Genomic DNA, 7,292 nt, shown 5'->3' on the forward strand with positions numbered 1-7,292 from the left:
GCCGCGCCCCGCCTCGCGCTGCGCGACGCGGCCTGCCGATTTCCCCCGTGCGCGACGCCGTTGCCCGGCCGCCGGCTTCCCGGCATGATCGCGCGGTGACGAGCGGCCGGCCGCATCCGTCCTTCGTCCGATGACGGGCGCAAGATCCACGCGCGGCAAGCCGGAGAGAACGTCCATGACACCGCTGGCAGGCATCCGCCGATTTGCGCAGCTCGCGGCCATGCTCGGCCTGGCCGCGCTGGTGATCCTTTCGGTCATGATGATGCTCGACATCGCCGGCCGCGAGCTGTTCGGCACGCCGATCACCGGCTTCAGCGACATCTCCGACCTGATCATCGTGATCGCGGCGGCGGCGTGCTTTCCCGCCTCGCTGGCCACCAACCAGCACGTCGCGGTGCGCTTCGCCGGCCTGTCGCACTGGCGCGTCGGCGCGCTGCTCGACCTGCTGGGCCATCTCGTCATGCTCGCCGTCTTCGTGCTGATCGCCTGGCAGCTTTCGATCTACACGCTCGACGTCTTCCGGTCGGGCCAGACGACCTGGCTGATCTACATTCCCGTGTGGCCGGTGTGGACGCTGACGACGGCGCTGTTCGTCCTGTGCGTGCCGGTGCAGATCGCCTCGGTGGTCGCGGCGCTGCGCGCGCTGCGCGCGCCGGCCGCCTCCGCCGCCTCCGAACGCCAGGGAGACGGCGTATGAGCTCCATCGAAGTCGGCCTGATCGGGCTCGCCTGCCTGATCGGCGCCATCCTGCTGCACGTGCCGGTCGGCATCGCCATGGCGGCGGTCGGCGCCGTCGGCTACCTGGTGCTGACCGGCAATCCGTCCGGCATGGTCTCGCTGTTCGGCACCGAGACGGTCAACATGCTGACGAGCCACGACTTCGCGGTCGTGATGTTCTTCCTGCTGATGGGCGGATTCGCCGGCGCGGCCGGCATCTCGGCCGACATCTACCGGGTCGCCAACACCTGGATCGGCCATTTCCGCGGCGGCCTGTCGATGGCCACCATCCTCGGCTGCGCCGGCTTCGGCGCCATCGCCGGCTCGTCGATCGCGACCGCCGCGACGATGGCCAAGATCGCGCTGCCGGAGATGGAGAAGCGCGGCTACGCGCTGTCGCTGTGCACCGGCACGCTGGCCGCCGGCGGCACGCTCGGCTCGCTGATCCCGCCGTCGATCATCATGGTCATCTACGCCGTGCAGGTCGAGCAGTTCGTCATCGACCTGTTCCTGGCGGCGATCATCCCCGGCATCCTGTCGGTCGTCCTGTTCGTGCTCGCGATCCGGGTGCAGCTCGTCTTCTCGCCGCATCTGGCCGGCGCCGGCGAGCGCATCCGCTGGGGCGAGCGCGTGCGCGAGACGCGCCGCGCCTGGGCGCCGATCGGCATCATCGTCGTCGTGATGGGCGGCATCTATTCCGGCTTCTTCACCGTCAATGAGGGCGCCGCCGTCGGCCTGGTGCTGACGCTCGTCTTCGCGCTGGCGCGCAAGGCGCTGACGCGGGCCACCTTCGCCGAGACGCTGTTCAGTTCGGCCGGCTCGATCGCCATGCTCTACATGATCGTGATCGGCGCCAACATCTTCGGCTACTTCCTCACCCTGTCGCACATGCCCAGCGAGGTGGCGGCCTGGGTGCAGAGCCTCGACGTGCCGCCGCTCGTCATCATCTTCATCATCATCGCCATGTACGTGGTGCTGGGCTGCGTGTTCGACGCGCTCGCCGGCATGGTGCTGACGCTGCCCTTCGTGGTGCCGATCGTCAGCGGCCTCGGCTACGACCTGGTGTGGTGGGGCATCGTCAACGTCATGGTCATCGAGATCGGCATGATCACGCCGCCCGTCGGCATCAACGTCTTCGTCATCAAGGGGCTGCGCCAGGACATCCCGCTCGGCACGATCTTCCGCGGCATCGCGCCGTTCCTGATCGCCAACGTGATCGCGCTGCTGCTCGTCGTCCTGTTCCCGCAGCTCGCCACCTGGCTGCCGGAGCTGCTGCGCTAGCGCCACGGCGGGGCGATCGCCGCCGCCCGCGCGAGAAACTGGAGTTTGCAATGCCTTCGACCAAGCCCTTCGCCGGGGTGACCGTGCTCGACTTCAGCCGGGTCCTGGCCGGCCCGTTCTGCACCGCCATGCTGGCCGACCTCGGCGCCGAGATCGTCAAGGTCGAGCCGCCGACCGGCGACGACCAGCGCGCCATGGGCGCCTTCACCGGCGACATCAGCGTCAGCTTCGAGCTGATCAACCGCAACAAGCGCAGCATCCGGCTCGACCTGAAGAGCGAAGAGGGCCGCGAGGTGGCGCGCCGGCTGGCGGCGCGCGCCGACGTGGTGGTGGAGAACTTCCGGCCGGGCGTCGCGCGCAAGCTCGGCATCGACTACCAGGCGCTGCGCGCGGTGCGCGACGACCTGATCTACTGCTCGATCTCCGGCTTCGGCCAGGACGGACCGCTGGCCCGCGCGCCGAGCTACGACGTCATCGCCCAGGCGCTGTCGGGCCTGATGAGCGTCACCGGCGAGCCGGATGGCGAGCCGATGATCGTCGGCGATTCGGTCGGCGACACCGTGTCGGGCCTCTATGCCGCCTTCGCCATCGCCGCCGCGCTCTACCGCCGTGCGACGACGGGCGAGGGCGCCTGCCTCGACGTCGCGATGTTCGATTCGCTGTTCTCGCTGCTGCCGACGGCGCTCGCCCAACTCCAGGTGACCGGCGCCGCGCCGACGCGGCACGGCAACCAGCATCCGCTGTCCGCACCGTTCGGCGCGTTCGCCGCCGATGGCGGGACGATCATCATCGCCATTGCCAACAACCCGCTGTTCGCCCGCTTCGCCGCCACCATCGGCCGGCCGGAGCTCGCCGACGATCCGCGCTTCGCCTCCGACCGCGAGCGCCGCGTCAACCGCGACGCGCTGCGTGCCGAGATCGAGCGCTGGTCGCGCGCGCTGGCGCCGCAGGCCGCCGTCGGCCGCCTCGCCGAGGCCGGCATCCCGGCCTCCGTCGTGTGGGACGTCGCCGAGGCGGCCGGCAGCGCCCATGCCGGCCACCGCCGCCTGATGACCGAGGTCGCGCACGAGCGGCTCGGCGCGCTCCGGCTGCCCGAGCAGCCCGTCCACATCGCCGGGCTGCAGCGCGGCGAGCTGCGCCCGGCGCCCGAGCTCGGCGCGCACGGCGCGGCGATCCTCGAGGACATGCTCGACATGGATGCCGGCGAGATCGAGCGGCTGCGCGCGGCCGGCGTCATCTGACACAGCACAGCGGAACCCCGTCATGACCATGATCTTCTCCGACGCGGACAAGGCCTTCGCCGCCGACGTCCGCGACTACCTCGCCGCCAACCTGCCCGAGGAGCTGGCGCGCAAGGTGCGCTACAACCAGCGGCTGACGCGCGACGACTACACCGGCTGGCAGGACGTCCTGGCGGCGCGCAACTGGTACGCGGTCGGCTGGCCGGCCGAAGCCGGCGGGCCGGGCCTGACGCAGACGCAGCGCTATCTCTTCGAGCGCGCCTATGGCGCGCTGCCGTGCCCGCATCCCTGCCAGTTCGGCATCGCCATGGCCGGCCCGGTGATCTTCACCTTCGGCAACGAGGAGCAGAAGGAGCGCTTCCTGCCGGGCATCCGCGAGAACCGCGACTTCTGGTGCCAGGGCTATTCCGAGCCGGGCGCGGGCTCCGACCTCGCCGCGCTGAAGACAACGGCGGTGCGCGAGGGCGACCACTACCGCGTCAACGGCCAGAAGATCTGGACGACCTGGGCGAACTGGGCCGACTGGATGTTCTGCCTGGTCAAGACCGATCTCCAGGTGAAGCCGCAGCGCGGCATCTCCTTCCTGCTGATCGACATGCGCTCGCCCGGCATCACGGTGCGGCCGATCAGGACGATCGACGGCGACCACGAGTTCAACGAGGTCTTCCTCAACGACGTCATGGTGCCGGTGGAAAACCGCATCGGCGAGGAGGGGCAGGGCTGGACCTACGCCAAGTTCCTGCTCGAGTTCGAACGCTTCTCGATGTCGGGCGCGGCGCGCTCGCGCCGCGTCCTGTCGGAGATCCGCGCCGATGCCGAGGCGCTCGGCCGGACCGGCGACGCGCGTCTGGCCGAGCGGCTGACCGGCCTGGAGATCGAGCTCCTGGCGCTCGAGCACATGGAGCTGCGCCTTCTGGCGCGCAGCGTCGGCGGCGAGAACCCGGGTCCCGAGGCCTCGAAGCTGAAGATCCGCGGCACCGAGATCGCCCAGGCGCTGTCGCGGCTGCGGGTCGACCTGCACGCCGAGGACTGCCTGGTGCATTCCGACGCCTTTCTCGACGCGCTGGAACCCTCGTCCAACCCGGCCGCCGGCGGCGCGGTCGCGACCTACCTCAACCAGCGCAAGCTGACGATCTGGGGCGGCTCGAACGAGGTGCAGCGCATGATCCTCGCCAAGCAGATCCTCGAACTCGGGTGAGTTTCCATGAGCCATCTTGACGACGAAATCCACATGCTCGCCGAAACGGTCGACCGCTACGTCGCCGACCGGGCGGGCGGCCGCGCGAGCGGCGGCGACGCCTGGACCGAGCTCGCCGATCTCGGCTGGCTGCTGCTGCCCTATCCCGAGGCGGCGGGCGGGCTGGGGCTCGGCGCGGCCGGCGTGTCGGCCGTCATGCAGGGCCACGGACGCGGCCTGCTTCCCACGCCCTACCTGCCGTTCATCGTGATGGCCGGCGGCGCGCTGGCGCGCTGCCCGCGGGCGGCCGACGCGCTGGCGGCGGTGATGGCCGGCGAGCGGCGCGTGGCCGCCGGCTTCGCCGTCGGGCGCCCGGCCGCGATCACGGCCGAGCCGGACGGCGCGGGCTGGCGGCTCGGCGGCACGCAGCCGCACGTGCTGGCCGTCGACGAGGCCGACGCGGTGCTGGTCGCCGCGCGGCCCGGCGCGGAGGGCGGCACGGGGCTGTTCCTGGTCGGGCTCGACCTGCCGGGCGTGACGGTCGAGACCTATCCGCTGCCCGACGGCCGCAGGGCCGGCCGGGTGATCCTTAACGGCGTCGCGCTGCCGGCGGCGGACCGGCTCGACGACGGCGACGCGGCGGCGCTGCTCGGCGACGTCGAGACGGCGACGCTGCTCGCCGCGGCGGCGGAGAACCTCGGCGCCATGCAGGTGCTCTACGAGGAGACGCTCGCCTACGCCAAGCTGCGCAAGCAGTTCGGCCGGCCGATCGGCTCGTTCCAGAGCCTGCAGTTCCGGCTGGTCGACATGTGGATCAAGCTCGACGAGGTGCGCTCGCTGGTCGCCTCGGCGGCGGCGGCCGGCGACGGACCGGAGGCGGCGCAGCTCGCCGTGGCGGCCTGGATCCAGTCGCTATGGTCGGGCCGGTCGATCGGCGAGGAAGCGATCCAGCTCCACGGCGCCATCGGCATGACCGAGGAGCACGCGGCCGGCCGCTACGTGAAGCGCATCCTCGTCAACGAGCTTCTGTTCGGCGCGCCGGAGCGGCACTTCGCGCGCTATCGCTCCACGATGCAGGGGTGACGCTGGCCGAAGCGAGATGGCGCTTGAGCGTGTCGACCAGGGCGCGCTCGATCTCCGTCAGGCTGCGCGAGGTGGAGAAGATGATCGACAGCCGGCGGTGGATGGCCGGATCGGCGATCGCGTTGACCTGAAAGGAGCCGTCGGCGACGAAGGGCTGCACCGTCGCCTCCGGCATCACCGTGGCGACCGGCATGCGGCGCACCATGCCGAGCACCACGGCGAGCGAATCGACCTCCATGCGCGGGGTGACGGTCACCCCGGCTTCCGCGGCCGCCCGGTTGAGGAGCTGCCGCAGGCCGAAGATCTCGCTCGGCAGCACCAGCGGCAGGGCGGCGACCCGCGCCAGCGCCACCTCGCCGGGTGCCAGCAGTCCGCCGCCCGCCCGCGAGACGACGACCAGCCGGTCCTTGCTGTCGAGGTCGAGCTGCAGCGAGCGCGACACGCGCGCCTCGACCAGGCCGAGGCTGATGCGGCCCGTCTCGACCCAGCGGTGCAGCACCGCCGCCGCGCCCTCCACGACGCGCAGCCGCACGTCGGGATAGGCTGCGCTCCACTCCTCCAGCGCACCGGTGATCGCCTCGACCAGCGCGCCGCGGTGGTTGAGCAGCGGCACCACGCCGACGGTCAGCCGGCGGCCCTGCTCGGAGGCCCGGCGGCGCGCCTCGACCGTCACGTCGCTCAGCAGTTCGACCGTTTCCTCGACCAGCGGCACGATCGTCTCGGCCACCGCGGTCGGCTTCAGGCCGGTGCGGCGGCGCTCGAAGAGCGGCTCGCCGACCACCGTCTCGAGCTTGCGCAGCTGGTTTGACAGGGCCGGCTGGACGACGTGCAGCTTGCGCGCGGCGGCCGTCATGTTGAGCTGGTCGTAGAGCGTCAGGACGTAGCGCATCTGGCGCAGCGTGATGTGCGGATCGTAGAGCACGGGGCGGTCGGGCTCGGCGAGCACGCGCTTGAGGTGGCGCACATAGGCGGCGCCGAGCGCGCTGCCGTCCGCGATGCGCGCGGCGACCGGGCTGACCAGCGCCGCCGGCAGGCTGACATGGTCAAGCTGCAGGCGCGACAGCCCGCCGGCCACCAGGCTGCGCGGGGCGAGAAGCGCGAACGGCCTGGCGTCGCGCGACAGGGTGGGGAAGGTGCCGACGTCCTCCTCGATGACCGCCGGCTCCGGCAGGCCGTGCCGGGCGCAATAGGCGCGGGCATGGCGCGTCTGGGCCGGCAGCAGCGGCGGCAGCAGCAGGCGCAGCCGCGCCAGATCGGCGAAGGCGATGACGCGGCCCGGCTCGAGACTGCGGTCGAAATTGGTGATGGCGATCCAGTCGTCCTCGAACAGCCGGTCGCGCGGCGCGATCCGCTCGGCGTCCTCGGCATATTCGAGCACCACATGCTCGACCGGCTCGCTGTCGACCGGAACCGGCAGCGCGTCGTCCTCCTCCTCGCCCTCCGGCCAGCTGGTGCGAAAGCGCACGCGCGCCAAAGCGTGCGGGTGGGTGCGGCGCAGCGCCCGCACGGCCAGGCTCGTCGCCCGCGACAGACGGCCGAGCATGAACTGCAGCGGCGTGGTCACCTCGAGCCGCGTGAAGCGCCGCGCGTCGCGCGCCGGCATGCCGCCCTCCAGCGCCTCGATGCGCTGCAGCGCCACCTCGACGCGCTGGTAGAGCCAGCGCGCCGCCTCGCTCGGATAGTGGCCGAGCGGGCCGCGCTGGAACAGCTTGATGCCGAGCTCCTCCTCGAGAAGCCGCAGGTTCTCGCTGAGCGCGGAGGCGGAGATGCCGGCATGGGCGGCGGCCTCGGCG

At 71.7% G+C, this 7,292-nt stretch carries 6 protein-coding genes; 5 read left to right on the forward strand and 1 reads right to left on the reverse strand.

Annotated elements, in window-relative coordinates:
• The first annotated feature begins 175 nt into the window (after positions 1-175).
• Genes N1F89_RS19975 through N1F89_RS19995 form a run of 5 tightly spaced genes read left to right on the forward strand, consistent with a single transcriptional unit; the run spans position 176 to position 5,499 of the window.
• Entirely contained in the window at positions 176-697 is a 522-nt protein-coding gene (locus N1F89_RS19975) for a TRAP transporter small permease subunit (RefSeq protein WP_290086216.1), read from the forward strand.
• Positions 694-1,998, forward strand: a complete 1,305-nt coding sequence (locus N1F89_RS19980) for a TRAP transporter large permease (protein ID WP_290086217.1) — start codon at positions 694-696, stop codon at positions 1,996-1,998. The genes N1F89_RS19975 and N1F89_RS19980 overlap by 4 nt, the downstream gene beginning before the upstream one ends.
• A gap of 50 nt (positions 1,999-2,048) precedes the next feature.
• On the forward strand, positions 2,049-3,239 hold the full coding sequence (locus N1F89_RS19985; protein WP_290086218.1) for a CoA transferase: 1,191 nt from the start codon (positions 2,049-2,051) through the stop codon (positions 3,237-3,239).
• A 22-nt stretch (positions 3,240-3,261) separates the two neighbouring features.
• On the forward strand, positions 3,262-4,437 hold the full coding sequence (locus N1F89_RS19990) for an acyl-CoA dehydrogenase family protein (RefSeq protein ID WP_290086219.1): 1,176 nt from the start codon (positions 3,262-3,264) through the stop codon (positions 4,435-4,437).
• Positions 4,438-4,443: 6 nt separating this feature from the next.
• Complete coding sequence (locus N1F89_RS19995; protein ID WP_290086220.1) at positions 4,444-5,499, forward strand: acyl-CoA dehydrogenase; 1,056 nt, start codon at positions 4,444-4,446, stop codon at positions 5,497-5,499.
• Here N1F89_RS19995 and N1F89_RS20000 read toward each other — a convergent pair.
• Positions 5,432-7,292 (reverse strand): LysR family transcriptional regulator (locus tag N1F89_RS20000; protein ID WP_290086221.1); only part of this gene is annotated, 1,861 nt, incomplete at its 5' end. The two genes, N1F89_RS19995 and N1F89_RS20000, sit on opposite strands and share 68 nt — an antisense overlap.

Source organism: Aquibium sp. A9E412 (assembly GCF_030398335.1).
Taxonomy (GTDB): Bacteria; Pseudomonadota; Alphaproteobacteria; order Rhizobiales; family Rhizobiaceae; genus A9E412.

Coding starts and splice junctions, on each gene's coding strand:
- N1F89_RS19995 (WP_290086220.1), top strand. CDS start 4,444: ATGAGCCATCTTGACGACGAAATCCACATGCTCGCCGAAACGGTCGAC.
- N1F89_RS19985 (WP_290086218.1), top strand. CDS start 2,049: ATGCCTTCGACCAAGCCCTTCGCCGGGGTGACCGTGCTCGACTTCAGC.
- N1F89_RS19980 (WP_290086217.1), top strand. CDS start 694: ATGAGCTCCATCGAAGTCGGCCTGATCGGGCTCGCCTGCCTGATCGGC.
- N1F89_RS19990 (WP_290086219.1), top strand. CDS start 3,262: ATGACCATGATCTTCTCCGACGCGGACAAGGCCTTCGCCGCCGACGTC.
- N1F89_RS19975 (WP_290086216.1), top strand. CDS start 176: ATGACACCGCTGGCAGGCATCCGCCGATTTGCGCAGCTCGCGGCCATG.